This window comes from Pseudomonas sp. SIMBA_068 (genome assembly GCF_046534705.1).
Lineage (GTDB): Bacteria > Pseudomonadota > Gammaproteobacteria > Pseudomonadales > Pseudomonadaceae > Aquipseudomonas > Aquipseudomonas putida.
The window spans coordinates 202,742-215,941 of record NZ_JAWRYI010000002.1; the positions used below are offsets into that span (position 1 = coordinate 202,742).

Consider the following 13,200-nt stretch of genomic DNA (forward strand, 5'->3'; position numbering starts at 1 on the left):
CTACGTCATGCCGTTTGGTTAATCAAGGCCCCGCGGGGCGTTACGGATGGCGAGAACGTCTAGGGTAGGCAGGCCTCGAACACGCTGCCAGGCCGCGCTTCTGGCCCGGTTGCGTGAGCACTATCGGGGCAGCGCGCACAGGCAAGGCAATCTGTGCGCCACCTTAGGGCAAATTGGTCAACGCCCGGGCCGGTCAATTAACCATTGGTTAGCCGCATGCCGAAACTGCAAGTGTGTTGGTTGCCCGATTGGCCGATATTCGCTGCATGCCGCGAATTGCCAACGGAGATAACAATGACCAGACCGCTACCCGCACCGACCCTCATGCAGACGGGCGCGCATTCAACTGCGCAGGCATCGTCCTCACGCAAGACCTTGATCGCCTGCTCACTGGGCAATGCGCTGGAAATGTACGATTTCACGATCTACAGCTTCTTCGCTGTGCTGATCGGCAAGCATTTCTTCCCCTCCGAGTCGGCGATGGCTTCGTTATTGATGTCGTTGGCCACCTTCGGCGTCGGTTTCCTGATGCGCCCGGTCGGGGCAATGGTCATCGGTCGCTATGCCGACCGGCGTGGGCGCAAGGCGGCATTGAGCCTGACCATTGGGCTGATGACCCTGGGTACTGCGCTGATCGCGTTTGCGCCCACCTATTCGCAGATCGGCATTTTTGCAACGGTGCTGCTGGTGGCTGGCCGGCTCATCCAAGGCATGTCGGCAGGCGGAGAGGTGGGTACCGCGTCGGTGTTCCTGATGGAGTCCAGTGCGGTTGGCAAACGTTGCCAGAACGTCAGTTGGCAGGCCGCTAGCCAGGGATACGCTGCATTGCTGGGGGCCGGCTTTGGCTTTGCCCTCAGTCAGTTGCTCGAGCCTGCTGCCCTGGAAAGCTGGGGATGGCGGATACCCTTCATCTTCGGCCTGCTGATCGGCCCGGTCGGTTGGTACATTCGCACGCGCTTGCCAGAAACCCATGAGGCCGCCCCGGCGCACAAGGCCGAACAGGCGCTGGACGCTGAACTGCTCAAACGTATCGCCCAAGGCATCGGTCTGATGGCCAGCTCGACCATCGGCATGTACCTGTTCGTGTTCTACATGCCCACCTACCTGACCACGGCCTTGCATTACCCGCCAGGCAGCGCGATGGCAATTGCCTGTATCAGCAGCGGCTGCATGGCGGTCATCTGCCCGTTGGCCGGCAAGTTTGCTGACAAGTACCAGCTCAGGAAGCGCCTGCTGGGGTGGACGGTTGCCATGCCGGTGGTGCTGACCCTGCCGGTGTTCTACCTGCTTGGGCAGGTGCAGCACATGGGCCTGGCCATGATGTGCGTGGCGGTGCTGATACTGCCTACCTGCATCGGTGCCGGCGCGTTCTTTGCGCTGATGATGGAGGGCTTCCCGAAAGCGAGGCGCTCCTTCGGCACCTCGGTCAGCTACAGCCTGGGGGTAACAATCTTCGGCGGGTTTTCGCCGCTGATGGCGACCTGGCTGATTGCGGCGCTCGGCACCCCGTTGGCGCCGGCGTACTTCCTGCTGGCCGGGGGTGTTGTCAGCCTGGCCTGCCTCAAATACTTCCCCGAAAACAAAGGATGCGAGTGACATGGGCACTTTGAACATGACTACTTTCCCGAGCAACCAATCTCAGGCCCCGGCGGCTGAACTGGATGAGTTCGTCGTGATTCGCCGGCAGATTCATGCCGCGCCGGAGCTTGGCGGCGACACGCCTGACACGGCGGCCCTGGTGGCCGACAAGTTGCAGGCCTGGGGTTATGAAGTGCATCGCAACGTCGGCGGGCATGGCGTGGTCGGGGTGTTGCAAGCAGGCGACAGCCCGCGCAGCATCGGCCTGCGTGCAGACATGGACGCATTGCCCATGAGTGAGAAAAACCCCTTCGCGCATGCCAGCAAGATCCCCGGTCGCATGCATGCCTGTGGCCATGACGGGCACACCGCGATCCTGCTGGCAGCCGCTGCGCAACTGGCGGCCACGCGCAGCTTCAACGGCACGTTGAACGTGATCTTTCAGCCGGACGAAGAGGGCCTGGCCGGGGCCAAGGCGATGATCGACGACGGCCTGTTCGAGCGCTTCCCGTGTGACTCGGTGTACGCGCTGCACAACATGCCCGGCATGCCGGTAGGTACCTGCGTGGTGCAGGCCGGGCCAACCATGGCGTCCTCCGAGCGGGTCAGCATTCGTATCACCGGCAAAGGTGGGCACGGGGCGATGCCGGAACTGTCGGTGGACCCGGTGATGGCGTTGAACAGCCTGATCAGCGGTATCCAGACCATCAAGTCGCGCAACCTGAGCGTCGAGGAATATGCGGTTATCAGCATCGGCATGATCCAGGCCGGTACCGTCTACAACATCATTCCTGACGAGGCCAGCATGCTGCTCAGCGTGCGCACAGACACGGCCGAGACCCAGCACAAGATCAACAGCCGCATTGACGCCCTGGCCAAGGGGCATGCCGAGAGCTTTGGCGTGGAGATCGACGTTCAATACACTCAACTGGCGCCCGCGTTATGCAACAGCGATCACGAAAGCGCGTTGCTGCGTGAAAGCCTGAGGCCCTTGTTCGCCCACGGCGCGTTACTGGACAAGATGCCGAAGAAGGTCATGGGCACCGAGGACTTTGCCTACATGTTGCAGGCGCGGCCTGGCTGTTACTTCATGCTGGGGAATGGTACAGGCGAGTTCCATGGGTGCTCGGTGCACAACCCTCACTACGACTTCAACGACGCGTTGGTGAAGATAGGCGCCGATTGTTGGGTGAAGTGGGTGCAGGACTACCTGCGTTGACGTTCGTGCATGGCAGGCCGGCAGCTTTGGCCCCTTGGCCCCGGGGCCATTGACTCTCCCTCCAGGGGCAGGCTTTACCCTGAAGGCTTCTTGTTCAGGATGAAGGGACGATGCGCAAGCGTGTGCTGGTGGTGCTGGGGCACCCGTCGGGGGAGAGTTTCTGTGGCGCGCTGACGGAGGTTATGTTGGGTTGCAGCAGATATACGCCGGGCCAGGTCCGGAACTGACAAACCATGGGGCATGAAATGGCCGCCTCTCGACAGGTGTCCGCTTCACGCCCTGATGAGGCTAGCCACTGCTGGCGATGTCGACTCAGATCCAGATGTCATTCAGCGCTGTTCGCTCCCCGCCTTCATGACCGGTGTTCAACACGCCTTGCGGCTCAATCATCATAAGTGTTGTTTCCGTCTGTGCCGCTGTTCTGTGCTCTACACCACGTGGTAGTCGTTCATTTCGGCGACAACCCTTGGGCTCCATTGCTGCTCGATCAGAGAAGCTTTTTGAGTCAGGTTCACAGGCTGTGATGCCAATTGCTGCTGCTTGCTGGACATAGCTGATCCTCTCTTGATTGGAGTGACCAGCCTATCGAACGGAACGCGCACTGGCCGGCAATCCTGCCCCGCACGATCAATGTGGTCGTCATCATGACGATGACCCTGATCATCGGCTTCGCATCTGGACCATGTTTCACTATGGCATCGCAGGGTGGGCGATGTTGCCCTGCTGGGAATGGCCCTACGAGCCCGACGGGGCCGGCTGGATGGGGGGTTGGACGTTGTTTTTCTGGGCCTTCTGGCTGGCCTGGGGGCCATTCGTCGGCGTGTTCCTGGCGCGAGAACACGTTGCTGGGTGCCAGCTTGGGCTTCATGCTATCGCCGCAGTTCGGCGGGTTGATTGCCTATTCGGACACTGTCTCCGAGCGCACAGGTTCACCGGATGTGAACACCTGGACCTTGCGATTGCAGTATGTGTGGTGAAGACTTCAATCAGCGTAGGACTTTTGCAGACGCTACCCCCCATGGACTGGAGAAAAGACATGCCGGCTTGCCCCATACCGACTGACGAAACGCTGCGCCAGCGTACCCTCGATGAGATGAATGTGCTGGATACACCGGCTGAGCATTACCTGGATACCCTGGTGCGCCTCACTCAAGAAGTGGCGCACGTGGATACTGTACTGATCAGCCTGATTGATCACGATCGGCAATGGTTCAAGGCCAGGATTGGTCTAGATGTATACGAGACTCCGCGCAATGTGTCCTTCTGCGGCTACGCCATTCTGGGTGACGACACCCTGCTGGTGGCTGACGCCGAGTACGATGCGCGATTTGCCGATAATCCGCTGGTCATTGGCGCACCCTTCATCCGCTTCTACGCCGGTCACCCCTTGCGCGCCGGGAACGGCAAAGCAATCGGAACGTTATGCATGTTCGACCCTCGCCCACGCCTGCTAAGTGAAGCCCAACAGGCCAACTTTAGAGACTTGGCCACGCTCGCAGAGGGTTATCTACAACTGCGCAGCTTGATACAGGCCAACCACGACTTACGGCTTGAAATGGACCGTGAGCAACGCAAGGCTTTGCTTGATCCGCTTACACAGCTATGGAACCGCGGCGCGGTGGCGGCCTTCCAGGATCGTGAACGCCGTTTGGCAAAGGAGAAAGGTCTGAAGCTGGGTGCTCTGTATGCGGACCTTGACCACTTCAAGTCGGTAAACGACAAGTACGGTCATGCTGACGGTGACCAGGTGCTCTGCGAGTGTGCGCGTCGTTTGCGAGCTGCCCTTCGCCCGGACGATTTGCTGGTACGCCAGGGCGGTGAGGAATTCGTCGCATTGCTACGGGTAAAGGACGCTGACGAGCTGGTGCGGATCGCGGAACGCGTGCGCCTGTTCGTTGGCAGCAGACCGATGCAACTCTCCAGCGGTCCGCTGAGGGTGAGCCTCAGCCTAGGATCTACTTTAGTCGCCGATAGCGAGCAGATCGATGATGCACTGCGGCGCGCCGACACCGCACTTTACGCAGCCAAACAGGGAGGGCGAGACCAGGTTGTCTATCTCCCGCCGATCCTGTAAGAGCCTAAGCTGGGCCATGGCGGTCACACAAGCGCATCAGTAGCTCGCTTCGATCATTCCTCCGGTGGTTCGGCTGATGGCTTTTTTGACAACCAGCAGCCACCGCAATGCCTACCAGTTCTGCCCATGGGGCTCTGGCCCCGTCAGCGATGGAAACAGTGGCAGCACTTCTTCTGCCAGCTCCTGGATGATCTCCTGCGCCGGGCGCTGGGCCATCTGCATGCCCAGTGCAGCATGATTGACCCCGGCCTCGCGCCACTCATGCAGCAGCTCGATCAGCCCGTTGCGGCCTGTGCGCAACACATAGTAGCCTGAAGGCAGCCGCCGAGCGTATGGGGGTTACCCCAGGCGCAATCAGTCAACAGATTCGTCTGCTGGAAGATCGCCTCGGCGTTATCCTGCTGACCCGGAGCCGTTATGGGGTGCAGCTCACCGAGGCTGGCGCGAGCCTTTATCCAGGGCTTTCACGCGGGTTTGGCCAGATCGAAAGCGCCTTGCTGGACCTTGAAGTGCTGACGCGCGCTAAACCCCTGACGATCAGTACTCAACCCTCGTTCGCGTTCGGTTGGCTTGTGCCATGCTTGGCGGATTTTAATGCGCAGCACCCGGAGATCGACGTGCGTGTGCAGTCCACGGCCGAGCTGGTCGACCTGCATCGTGATCCTGTCGATATTGCCCTGCGCCATGGCCTGGGCGATTACCCTGGGCTGGAGTCGATACCGCTACTGGCGCCTGTGCTGCTGCCGGTAGCCAGCCCTGGCCTGCTTGCCGGCGGGCCGGCGCTGGATGAGCCGCAGGACTGCCTGCGTTACCCGCTGCTGCAGGATGCCGACCGTGCCGACTGGAGGTTGTGGTTGCAGGCGCATGGTGTGGAGCCCGATCAGCGGAGCCGCCGCGGGCCGAGTTTTGACGAAGACCTGCTGTTGTTACGCGCGGCTGCCAGTGGCCAGGGCATCGCGCTTGTGCAGGCGCAGCACGCGGAAGAAGACCTGCGAAGCGGCAGATTGATGGTAGCGATAGACCGGCCATGGCCTTCGCGCTTTGGCTATTACCTGGTTACCCGCCAGGACAACCTGGGCCGAGCGCACGTGCGGGCATTCATCGGCTGGATTCAAGCGCAGCTTGCATCCGAGAGCGACCTTCAGCCACACGGACCCATCCAGTTCCATCCTGGACAAGTCCAGTGGTGGCTGACTGATCTTCAGCGCGAGGATGTGCTGGTTGGCGATGCGCACAAGCAGCGCCAACCCTTCGACCGTTTCGTCTGAATTCAGTCTGGAGTCTGCTCGGCTGCGGTCTCGGCAACGGGGGCCGCAGCACGTGCTTTCGACTTGGCACGATTGCGTCGGTCCTGGCCGCGGTGGCGAGCAGCTTGCTGCTTCGCATGGATCGCCTGCGTGGCGGTCACAATGCCGGCGACCTGGCCGTTCAAGTCCAGGCGCGGGGCGTTCTCGACCATGCTTGCCCAGTAACGGGTGCCCCGGCACCAGGTGGAAATACCCAGCTTGAGCTGTTCACTGGTGATGCCAAGCAGCTCCAGGTGTTGCTCGGCATCTTTGAAGATGCCTTCTTTGAGCGGAACCTTGGGGGCCGGATTGACAGGGAAGGCCAGTGGAAAATGCTTTTGCAATGGCCAGATCGCCGCTACCGCCGGGTCCTGCTCACGAGGCTTCGCCTGGGGCGGAGACTTGCGCTTGGGGGGCTTCGGGCTTTCGGCCTTTTCCTGCACTTTCTCCGCCCGCAGGCGGTCACGTAGCTCAGCTAGTTGTTCAAAACCCATTGTTCAATTCACTGCTTCGAAGTTGATTGCGAGGCACAAGGATAAGCCATGCAGCGCTACAGATCAGCTTAAACAGATGAATTGCCCCAATTTTTCTGGACACGGCGTGTCTGTTTGCCCAGAGCTTCGTCCTGCAGCACATCGGTATTTAGCGCGGCTCAGTATCAAGTCGCTGCATTTGGTATCGCTTATCCGAAAGGCGGCGAATAAATACAGCCACGCCAGCAAAGCCGCAGTCGTACGAGTACACAGGCCTTTCTGTGTCTGACTTGAGGTAAGCGATCATGGCTAATAATCAAGACAAGGGCGGCAATCAGGGCGATGCTGACACCGGTGCGGGCAGCAACACTGCGGGTACCGGGCAGCAAGGCGGTCAAGGCTCGGGCGGTGGCATGCCGAACCGGCAACAACCGGGTCATAACCAGCCAGGGCAGAAGCCCGAAGACAAGATGAACAAGGACTGGGACCGTTCCAGTGATACCGGTAGCAAAGGCGGCCGGCCTGAAGACAATGTAACCGACCAGCAGAACCAGGCGGATAAAGACCGCATGGGCGGCCAGCAATCGCAACGCGATAACCCGCAGCGTGACCAAGACCGCTGATCGTCGCTAAAGAAAGCGCACCAGGGTGGGCTAGCCATCCTGGTGCAAGCGGGCCCTGCAGCCGCTTAAGATCGATCGCTGATTGACGCGGGCAGCTAGCTGCTCCGCGGTTTCCTTGCGCTCCGAATAGCGGTCCACCAGGTAATCCTGACGGTCGCGTAGCAGCACGGTGAACTTCACCAACTCCTCCATCACATCCACCACGCGGTCGTAGTACGGCGAGGGTTTCATGCGGCCAGCCTCATCGAATTCCAGGTAGGCCTTGGGTACGGAAGACTGGTTCGGCACAGTGAACATCCGCATCCAGCGGCCAAGCACCCGCAGCTGGTTGACGACGTTGAACGACTGCGAGCCACCACACACCTGCATCACCGCCAGGGTCTTGCCCTGGGTGGGGCGAACGGCGCCCATCGCCAGGGGCACCCAGTCGATCTGCGCCTTGAACACTGCAGACATCGCCCCATGGCGCTCCGGCGAGCACCAGACCTGGCCCTCCGACCATTGCACCAGCTCGCGCAATTCCTGCACCTTGGGGTGTTCGACTGGCGCATCGTCAGGCAGCGGCAGGCCAGAAGGGTCGAAGGTTCTGGTCTCGGCGCCGAAGTGCTCCAGCAGGCGCGCAGCTTCTACTACCAGCAAGCGGCTGAAAGAGCGTTCGCGGGTAGACCCATACAGCAGCAGGATGCGTGGTTTGTGCTCGCTGGCCACGGTTGCCGTTGGGGGCAGATCGAACAACGCGAGGTCGAGGTTGGGGAGATGATCGGACATTTTTTACTCCTGCTTATTGCGTGCCGATGCGATCCAGCGCGTGCTTGAGCTGATCACGGTCGAGGATAGCGAATGGAAGGGCGAAGAAGGCTCGGCAGCGCGATTCGATGTGGGCCAGCGTGGCCTGGAAGGCCGCGTCGACTCGCGCCTCGTCACCCACCACATCCGACGGGTCTTCCAGCCCCCAGTGCGACTTCAGCGCGGGTCCGAAATACACCGAGCAGGCTTCGCCGGCGGCCCTGTCGCAGACGGTAATGACGATGTCTGGCGGGTTGCCCTCGAATGCGTCGTTGCCCTTGCTACTCAGGCCAGCAGTCGAAATACCGGCCTGCTCCAGCGTGCTCAGGCTACGGGGCAATACTTGCCCCTTGGGGAAGCTGCCTGAACTGATCGCTTCGAAACCTGCCGGGGCAAGGTGGTTGAACAGCGCTTCAGAAAGGATGCTGCGGCAGCTGTTGGCCGTGCACATGAACAGGACTCGCATGGAGGGCTCCTTTGCTTCGTGGCGGACGTCAGGGGCGCCGGCGCAGTGCCAGGGCCGAAAGGGTGATCAACAACAGGCGGCGTCGCGAACGGGGCGGTCGTCCATGCACTTGAGCCGAAGTGTGTTGTCGGCCAACCACTGCGAATTGGCCTGCAAGGTGACCTGCAGCATCTCGTGAACCCAGGCGGGCAGCGCCGGATTAAGGCGGTAATACACCCACTGGCCCTGGCGCCGGTCCAGCAACATGCCATTGCTGCGCAGCTGCGCCAGATGGCGGCTGATCTTCGGCTGGCTGTCGCCCAACGCGCACATCAGTTCGCACACACAAAGCTCTCCCAGGCTGGCGATGAGCAGGGTGGCGCGAGCGCGGGTTTCGTCAGCCAGGCATTTGAAGACATCGGGCGGAGTGATCATCGCGGCACCAATACATATGGAAAGCCGAATATACGTATTTCCATATATTCATGGTAACCCCCGCAATGCAGAAACTGGCCGCATCGGTTTCAGCCCTCATTCATCCGACCAGCCTTACGCGGCGGCCTTTTGCGTTCTTGTCGGCACCCGATTAGTCAAATATGATACTAAGTCTCATTTGCATCGTTCTTGTGGCCGCCAATGGCATCCGTCGATACCGCTCAGTTCACTGCCCTGTACGAACAGCAACACCGCTGGTTGCGCAGCTGGCTGTATCGGCAGTTGAGCTGCTCACACCGCGCTGCTGATTTGATGCAGGACACCTTCATGCGTCTGTTGGCCAGTGACGAGGTGATTGAAGTCCGCCAGCCTCGGCCTTTCCTGGCCAAGGTGGCACGCAGTGTCCTGTCCAACCACTACCGCCGCGCACGCCTGGAAAAAGCCTATCTGGATGCGCTCCAGGCGGAAGACGAAAGCGTCCTGCCGGACTTGGCGACCCAGTTGATCATCTTCGAGACGCTGGTCCGCCTCGACGAAGCACTGTGCAAACTGGACGTCGCCGTCAAAAAGGCGTTTCTCTGGTCACAACTGGACGGGCTCAGCCACGCAGAAATTGCCGAGCGGCTGGGGATTTCAATCGCTACCGTCAAACGCCATATCATCAAGGCGGGTGCGCAATGCATGCTGGTGACGGAATTGCTGCGATGACTAGCACCGGGAACGCCTTTATCCGAGAACTAACGCTATCGCCGAAAATGTGTGAGGAGGCAATGGAGTGGTGGCTCGATATGCAGGAGGCCGAGTTCGATTCATCTGCTCAGGCCGCTTTCATGGCATGGCGCCGTGAAAACCCCTTGCATGAGCTGGCCTGGGAAAAAGCCTTGGCGCTGGGGACGCAACTCGACGCATTACGCACCCGAGGCGATCCAGGCCTTGCCCGACAGGCCCTGTTGCTGCCTTCCCAGGAAGGGCTGAGCAGGCGTCAGACAATAAAGGGGCTGGCCTTGCTGCTGGCTGTGGGCACCGGCGCATGGTTGAGCCGAGACAGCGAATTGGTGTCGCGCATTGGTGCCGATTACACCACGGGGGTGGGCGAGCAGCGACGAGTTGCATTGGCCTCGGATCTGTCGTTGGAACTCAATACCCATAGTGCAATAAATGCTCGCGGCACTGACCGTGGTTGGCACCTTCGATTAATCAGCGGCGAGGCCTTGATTGACAATGCCTTGAGCCCGGCGCTGTTCATCGATACCGCTCAGGTTCGCACGCAAGCGTCCTCGGCGCGTTTCACGATACGTCAGTTCGACAATGGCTCAACCCAGTTGGCAGTTTATCGCGGCGCGCTTCAGGTGATCCCGACTCAAGCCAGCACCTGGACTGCCCTGCACGCCGGGCAGGTGGCGCGTTTCGGGCCGCTTGGGATGCTCGATCTGGGCGTCATGCAAGCATCCGCTCCCGCCTGGGCCGAAGGCATGATCGTCGCCAACGGCCAACCGCTTCAGGCGTTTCTCGACGAACTTGGGCGGTATCGTCATGGCTATCTTGGCTGCGACGCCGCCTTGGCCAATCTGCGAGTATGGGGCACCTACCCGTTGGCAGACAGTGATCGAATCATCGATGCCGTCGCCCAGACGCTGAAACTGGATGTACAGCGTTTCACTCGCCTGTGGGTCAACTTGCGCCCCTCGCCAGCTAACGTTTGAAGTTTTTTCATCCTTGATGAGCCGTTTTGATTTTTGGCGAGACTCATAGGCCATACATCAAAAAACATCGGGGAACTTCACATGCATCACCGCAGTATTTCGTCGTGCTTCGTAACCCCGCTTGCCAGCACCTTGGGTCGCGCTGCAGCGGTTCTGATTGCCACTTCATCGCCAGTGTGGGCAGCCGCCGATAGCACCGTGCAACACTACGAAATCCCCGCAGCGCCCCTGGGCACTGCGCTCAATCAACTGGGCCAGCAAGCCCATTTGTTGTTGTCGTTTCCCAATGACTTGATTGCGGGGCAAAACAGCCCCGGCTTGAATGGTGATTACACGATCGACGGTGCGTTACAGGCGCTGCTTGCGGGCAGCCAACTGATTGCGGTGCGCCAGCCGGATGGGCGATACACCCTCCAGCGAGCGCCGGCCTCTACCGCGCTGGAGCTCCAAAGCATTTCGATCTCGGGCAAGGCGCCCGGGTCGACGACAGAAGGTACCGGGCTCTACACCGCCTACTCATCCAGCAGTTCGACCCGCCTGAACCTGACCCCCAAGGAAACCCCGCAGTCGCTGACCGTCATGACCCGCCAGCGCCTGGATGACCAGCGCCTGACCAATCTCAGCGATACCCTCGATGCCACACCGGGCATCATTGTGTTACGCGACGGGCTGGGTGCGGAATCCGATGGTTACTTCTCGCGCGGCTTCGAGATTCAGAACTTTGAAATCGATGGTGTGCCCACCGTCAAGCGCATGGACAATTACACCCAGAGCATGGCCATGTATGACCGGGTGGAGGTGGTGCGCGGTGCTACCGGCCTGATCAGCGGCCTGGGCAGCCCTTCAGCGACGATCAACCTGATCCGCAAGCGTCCGACCTTCGAGGCTCAGGCCAGCGTCACCGCAGAAGCCGGTAACTGGGACCGCTACGGAACCGGCTTTGATGTATCTGGCCCGCTGACTGAAACCGGCAACGTACGCGGTCGCCTGGTCGCCGACTTCAAGACCGAGCAATCATGGGTCGACCGCTACAAGCAGGACTCGCAGCTGATCTACGGCATTACCGAGTTCGAGCTGACTGAAGACACCTTGCTGACGATGGGCTTCAGTTACCAACGTACAGACGTTGACTCGCCCATGCGCTCCGGCCTGCCGACGCGCTTTACCGACGGGTCTCGCACCCACCTCAAACGCTCGCTCAATTCGGCTCAGACGTGGTCTTACAACGACCATGAACAAACCAGCTTTTTCACCTCGATCGAGCAGCAGTTCGCCAATGGCTGGAGCGGGAAGATCGAGCTGACCCACTCCGAAAACAAGTTTGACGAGGTCTTCAACTACGTCAACGGTAGCCTTAGCCCGGACGGAAGCGGCACCACGCAGTTGCCGGTGCGCTTCTCCGGGATCCCGCGCCAGAACAACATCGATGCCTACCTGACCGGCCCGTTCGGGCTGTTGGGCCGCGAACACGAGTTGATCGCCGGTGTGACCTTGTCCAACTACTACGAGAACGTGCCCAGCTACGGCGGCTGGAAATACGACTATTCCGGCTCGCCGGCTGGCGCGATCGACAACTTGCTGAACTGGAACGGCGGCTCGGTCAAACCGGAGTTCGACGTCACGGGCAAATCCACTGCCGACGAAACCCAATACGCCGCCTACCTCGCCACGCGACTGCACGTCACCGACGATCTCAGTGTCTTGCTGGGTAGCCGCGTGATCGACTGGCACCGTGACATCGAGGATAAGCCCTACAACGCAGAAAAAACCAAGACCAAGGAATCGGAAACCGGCGTCTACATTCCCTATGCCGGCGTGGTGTATGACGTCAACGACACGTGGTCGCTGTATGCCAGCTACACGAAAATCTTCAACCCTCAGTCGTCCTGGGTTCGCGACATCAACAACAAACCCCTGGATCCCATGGAAGGCACGGGTTATGAAGTCGGGGTCAAAGGCAGCCACTTTGACGGCAAGCTGAACTCCAGCGTCGCGCTGTTCAAGATCGAGCAGGACAACCTGGCCATCTGGATCGATACCCCAGGCGGCAACACGTACAAGTCAGAACAGGGCACCACCACCAAGGGCGCTGAGTTCACCCTGGACGGTGAACTGGCCGAAGGCTGGCAGGCATCCGCAGGTTATGCCTATGCGGTCAGCACCGACGCTGACGACCAGCGCATCGTTACCACCCTGCCTCGTCACAGTCTCAAGACGTTCACCAGCTACCGGCTGCCGGGAATTCTGAACAAGGTCACCCTCGGCGGCGGTGTGAACTGGCAGAGCAAAACCGGTGCCGACCTGCACACCTTCACTCAGGGCAGCTATGCCGTCACCAACCTCTTGGCGCGCTACGACTTCAACCAGCATCTGAGTGCGTCAGTCAACCTGAACAACGTGTTCGACCGCGAATACCTCAGCTATGCCGGCGACCACGGTATGTACGGTGCTCCAAGAAACATCATGACGGGCATCAAATACAACTTCTGAGGTACGTAGGCTCCAGGCTGAGGCCACGACTGACCGACAGCTTTTTCGCAGTCCCTCAGACGTCTGGTTTGCACTGGGTAAATTGACA

12 protein-coding genes and 3 pseudogenes are annotated in these 13,200 nt (G+C 60.2%); 9 read left to right on the forward strand and 6 right to left on the reverse strand.

The features are described from left to right. The first annotated feature begins 294 nt into the window (after positions 1 to 294). Both SB756_RS06960 and SB756_RS06965 read left to right on the forward strand, forming a co-directional pair. Positions 295 to 1,596 carry an MFS transporter gene (locus tag SB756_RS06960; protein WP_410910498.1) on the forward strand — a complete coding sequence of 434 codons (1,302 nt, stop codon included), beginning with the start codon at positions 295 to 297 and terminating at the stop codon, positions 1,594 to 1,596. 16 nt (positions 1,597 to 1,612) lie between these two features. Next, the gene (locus SB756_RS06965; RefSeq protein WP_410910704.1) at positions 1,613 to 2,797 is read left to right on the forward strand and encodes a M20 aminoacylase family protein; all 1,185 of its coding nucleotides are present in this window, start codon (positions 1,613 to 1,615) and stop codon (positions 2,795 to 2,797) included. Positions 2,798 to 3,109: 312 nt separating this feature from the next. Here the strand turns inward: SB756_RS06965 and SB756_RS06970 are convergent. After that, positions 3,110 to 3,348: pseudogene (locus SB756_RS06970) on the reverse strand (hypothetical protein). Positions 3,349 to 3,627: 279 nt separating this feature from the next. On the opposite strand from SB756_RS06970, the pseudogene SB756_RS06975 reads away from it, so the two are divergent. Together SB756_RS06975 and SB756_RS06980 are read left to right on the forward strand one after the other, a co-directional pair. After that, a pseudogene (locus tag SB756_RS06975) lies at positions 3,628 to 3,774 on the forward strand (transporter); the annotation flags it as partial. 59 nt (positions 3,775 to 3,833) lie between these two features. Then, complete coding sequence (locus SB756_RS06980; RefSeq protein ID WP_341795873.1) at positions 3,834 to 4,871, forward strand: GGDEF domain-containing protein; 1,038 nt, start codon at positions 3,834 to 3,836, stop codon at positions 4,869 to 4,871. A 111-nt stretch (positions 4,872 to 4,982) separates the two neighbouring features. Here the strand turns inward: SB756_RS06980 and SB756_RS06985 are convergent. Beyond that, a pseudogene (locus tag SB756_RS06985) lies at positions 4,983 to 5,210 on the reverse strand (LLM class flavin-dependent oxidoreductase); the annotation flags it as partial. Between SB756_RS06985 and SB756_RS06990 the strand changes: the two are divergent. Next, positions 5,204 to 6,139, forward strand: a complete 936-nt coding sequence (locus tag SB756_RS06990; RefSeq protein ID WP_410910499.1) for a LysR substrate-binding domain-containing protein — start codon at positions 5,204 to 5,206, stop codon at positions 6,137 to 6,139. The pseudogene SB756_RS06985 and the gene SB756_RS06990 sit on opposite strands and share 7 nt — an antisense overlap. Positions 6,140 to 6,141: 2 nt before the next feature. On the opposite strand, the gene SB756_RS06995 is transcribed toward SB756_RS06990, so the two are convergent. Next, positions 6,142 to 6,651 carry a ProQ/FinO family protein gene (locus tag SB756_RS06995; RefSeq protein ID WP_049277064.1) on the reverse strand — a complete coding sequence of 170 codons (510 nt, stop codon included), beginning with the start codon at positions 6,649 to 6,651 and terminating at the stop codon, positions 6,142 to 6,144. A 284-nt stretch (positions 6,652 to 6,935) separates the two neighbouring features. On the opposite strand from SB756_RS06995, the gene SB756_RS07000 reads away from it, so the two are divergent. Then, positions 6,936 to 7,253 (forward strand): hypothetical protein, encoded by a 318-nt coding sequence (locus SB756_RS07000; RefSeq protein ID WP_341795870.1) that lies wholly within the window; start codon positions 6,936 to 6,938, stop codon positions 7,251 to 7,253. A gap of 30 nt (positions 7,254 to 7,283) precedes the next feature. Here the strand turns inward: SB756_RS07000 and arsH are convergent, their stop codons facing one another. The 3 genes from arsH to SB756_RS07015 all read right to left on the reverse strand — a co-directional run bounded on the left by arsH (position 7,284) and on the right by SB756_RS07015 (position 8,919). Continuing rightward, the gene (gene arsH / locus SB756_RS07005; protein ID WP_410910500.1) at positions 7,284 to 8,021 is read right to left on the reverse strand and encodes an arsenical resistance protein ArsH; all 738 of its coding nucleotides are present in this window, start codon (positions 8,019 to 8,021) and stop codon (positions 7,284 to 7,286) included. Between the two features lie 13 nt (positions 8,022 to 8,034). Further along, positions 8,035 to 8,505 (reverse strand): arsenate reductase ArsC, encoded by a 471-nt coding sequence (locus SB756_RS07010; protein ID WP_341795868.1) that lies wholly within the window; start codon positions 8,503 to 8,505, stop codon positions 8,035 to 8,037. A gap of 66 nt (positions 8,506 to 8,571) precedes the next feature. After that, positions 8,572 to 8,919 (reverse strand): metalloregulator ArsR/SmtB family transcription factor, encoded by a 348-nt coding sequence (locus tag SB756_RS07015; protein WP_049277060.1) that lies wholly within the window; start codon positions 8,917 to 8,919, stop codon positions 8,572 to 8,574. 201 nt (positions 8,920 to 9,120) lie between these two features. On the opposite strand from SB756_RS07015, the gene SB756_RS07020 reads away from it, so the two are divergent. The 3 genes from SB756_RS07020 (at position 9,121) to SB756_RS07030 (ending at position 13,112) form a co-directional block, all read left to right on the forward strand. Further along, positions 9,121 to 9,627 (forward strand): sigma-70 family RNA polymerase sigma factor, encoded by a 507-nt coding sequence (locus SB756_RS07020; RefSeq protein ID WP_049277058.1) that lies wholly within the window; start codon positions 9,121 to 9,123, stop codon positions 9,625 to 9,627. Continuing rightward, on the forward strand, positions 9,597 to 10,622 hold the full coding sequence (locus tag SB756_RS07025; protein WP_341795867.1) for a FecR domain-containing protein: 1,026 nt from the start codon (positions 9,597 to 9,599) through the stop codon (positions 10,620 to 10,622). The genes SB756_RS07020 and SB756_RS07025 overlap by 31 nt, the downstream gene beginning before the upstream one ends. A gap of 81 nt (positions 10,623 to 10,703) precedes the next feature. Continuing rightward, positions 10,704 to 13,112, forward strand: coding sequence for a TonB-dependent siderophore receptor (locus SB756_RS07030; RefSeq protein WP_410910501.1), 2,409 nt, complete (start codon positions 10,704 to 10,706; stop codon positions 13,110 to 13,112). The last annotated feature ends 88 nt before the right edge of the window (positions 13,113 to 13,200 follow it).

Excerpts from the sequence above, each read along its gene's own strand:
- SB756_RS06960 (WP_410910498.1), top strand. The coding sequence starts at position 295 with ATGACCAGACCGCTACCCGCACCGACCCTCATGCAGACGGGCGCGCAT.
- SB756_RS06965 (WP_410910704.1), top strand. The coding sequence starts at position 1,613 with ATGACTACTTTCCCGAGCAACCAATCTCAGGCCCCGGCGGCTGAACTG.
- SB756_RS06980 (WP_341795873.1), top strand. The coding sequence starts at position 3,834 with ATGCCGGCTTGCCCCATACCGACTGACGAAACGCTGCGCCAGCGTACC.
- SB756_RS06990 (WP_410910499.1), top strand. The coding sequence starts at position 5,204 with ATGGGGGTTACCCCAGGCGCAATCAGTCAACAGATTCGTCTGCTGGAA.
- SB756_RS06995 (WP_049277064.1), bottom strand. The coding sequence starts at position 6,651 with ATGGGTTTTGAACAACTAGCTGAGCTACGTGACCGCCTGCGGGCGGAG.
- SB756_RS07000 (WP_341795870.1), top strand. The coding sequence starts at position 6,936 with ATGGCTAATAATCAAGACAAGGGCGGCAATCAGGGCGATGCTGACACC.
- arsH (WP_410910500.1), bottom strand. The coding sequence starts at position 8,021 with ATGTCCGATCATCTCCCCAACCTCGACCTCGCGTTGTTCGATCTGCCC.
- SB756_RS07010 (WP_341795868.1), bottom strand. The coding sequence starts at position 8,505 with ATGCGAGTCCTGTTCATGTGCACGGCCAACAGCTGCCGCAGCATCCTT.
- SB756_RS07015 (WP_049277060.1), bottom strand. The coding sequence starts at position 8,919 with ATGATCACTCCGCCCGATGTCTTCAAATGCCTGGCTGACGAAACCCGC.
- SB756_RS07020 (WP_049277058.1), top strand. The coding sequence starts at position 9,121 with ATGGCATCCGTCGATACCGCTCAGTTCACTGCCCTGTACGAACAGCAA.
- SB756_RS07025 (WP_341795867.1), top strand. The coding sequence starts at position 9,597 with ATGCATGCTGGTGACGGAATTGCTGCGATGACTAGCACCGGGAACGCC.
- SB756_RS07030 (WP_410910501.1), top strand. The coding sequence starts at position 10,704 with ATGCATCACCGCAGTATTTCGTCGTGCTTCGTAACCCCGCTTGCCAGC.